Source organism: Actinoplanes sp. NPDC051633 (genome assembly GCF_040681735.1).
GTDB lineage: Bacteria > Actinomycetota > Actinomycetes > Mycobacteriales > Micromonosporaceae > Actinoplanes.
The window spans coordinates 1-1,926 of sequence record NZ_JBFAZH010001345.1; the positions used below are offsets into that span (position 1 = coordinate 1).

Sequence of the window (1,926 nt, forward strand, 5' to 3'; positions counted from 1 at the left end):
GGCCGACGCGACCAGCTTCGGCCGGCAGGTCGATCAGCTTCGTGACGCCGCCCGCCGTCTGCTGCAGCTGCAGCCCGGTGATCGGCCCGTCCGTGACCGCGGGCACGGTGAAGGTCGCCGTCGCCTCGCCGTCGCCGGCGAACGCGCTCACCCCGAAGAACGCCTCGAAGGTCACCGCGTCCACCGTCTGGTCGGCGAAGCGCAGCTTCTCGACGTTGCGCACGGTGTCGATGCCGTCCGGACCCTGCACGGTGAGGGCGTCGCCGTCGGCCGTGATCAGGTACTGGGCGCGGTCGCCGGAGAACACCGCCGTGTCGGTGCCGGCCGCCGGGGACGTCGCGATCTCGCGTACGCCGAAGATCTGTCCGGGGTTGATCCGGCCCGCGAAGACGTCGGCCTGCAGCTGGCTCATCGACGCGGCGGACCGGATCTCGGCGCCGGACGCGTCCCGGACGCTGAGCCGGACCCGCAGGTAGCGGTCGCCGTCCAGGATGTCGTCGCCGCCGCGACCCTCGATCGTGTCGTCGCCGGCGCCGCCGAGCAGGATGTTGCCCGCACCCCACACGTTGCCGTGCAGGTCGCAGGCGCGGCCGGTGGCGTTGGCCACGGCCGAGGCCGCCGTCGGCAGCGCGGTGACCACCTGGTCGAGGCCGTGGATCCGGGCGAGGCCGGCGGCGTCCAGCGCGTCGCAGCCGAGGAAGCCACCGCCGCCGACCTGCACCGGCACCAGGTCGTCGCCGCGCAGGACGTCGTCACCCGAGGAGCCGGAGAGGGCTTCGACCTCGTTGAAGCGGTCGCGGACACCGATCGTCAGCGTGCCCAGCGGCGCCAGCGGCAGCGCCAGGTCGGAGTCGGACGCGTTGATCGACCAGTCGTATCCGGAGCCGCCGGCGTTCTTCTCGATGCCGGGGCCCTGGACGCCGATGTCGTCGCCGCCCTCCATGTCGTAGTCGTCGTCGCCGCCGTCGCCGATCAGCACGTCGCTGCCCGGCTTGTTGGAGTCGTCGAGGAAGAACAGGTTGCCGCTGTCGCCCTGGAGCAGGTCCGGGCCGTTGCCGCCTTCCGCCCAGTCGTCGCCGGAGTCGCCGAACACCACGTCCTCGCCGTCGCCGGCGTTGACCACGTCGTCGCCCTCCCCCGCGAACGTCTCGTTGATGTTGGCGCCGCCGGTGGTGAAGTCGTTGCCGGTGCCGGCCATGACGATGTCAGCGCCGACGCCGCCGTCGATGGCGTCGTTGCCCGGCCCGCCCTTGGGGATGTCGTCGCCGGCCAGATCGGTGAGGATGTCGTCGCCCTCGCCGCCGATCGCGACGTCGTTGCCGGCGCCTCCCTCGACGCGGTCGTCGCCCTCGGCGCCCCAGATCGTGTCGTTGTCGTTGCCGGCCTTCACCCGGTCGTTGTTCTCGGTGCCGTTGAAGACCGACTGCCCGTTGATGCCGGGCCGGTCGACGCTGTTGCGGGCGCGGTAGGCGATGGTGCCGTCCGCCATGCGGATCAGCAGGGCCTGCTCGTCGCAGGAGGTGGCCGGGTCGTCGGCGACCGAGTTGCCGGTGCCGCCCAGGTGGGCCAGCTCGAACTTGCAGTCCGCGGTCGCGAACGAGTCGGCCTTCAGGGTGTGGGCGGACGTGTTGCGCATGATCAGCTCGGCGAAGGAGTTGCCCTCCAGCTGGGTGCGGAGGTTCATTCCGGGGGTACGCGCCAGGTAGTACAGCCGGTCGCCGTTCTGCAGGTTGGTCAGCTGGTTCTCGAAGACGTAGTTGAACGTGTCGCCGAGCAGGCCGCCGAACGGGCTGGTCACCTCGGCCAGGCCGCCGATCCACAGGTCCACGGCGTCGAGTCCGGTGGTCGCGGTGGTCCACGGCCCGGTGGCGTTCATGAAGGCGGCGGCGTCCGCCGGAATCCCGTCGACCAGGGCCTGGGCCGCGG

The 1,926-nt window shown here is 71.8% G+C and carries 1 protein-coding gene; it reads right to left on the reverse strand.

Annotated features, from left to right (window positions below; all coding sequences use genetic code 11):
- The coding region (locus tag AB0M20_RS40805; protein WP_364306594.1) for a peroxidase family protein at positions 1–1,926 on the reverse strand (1,926 nt) is incomplete at both ends.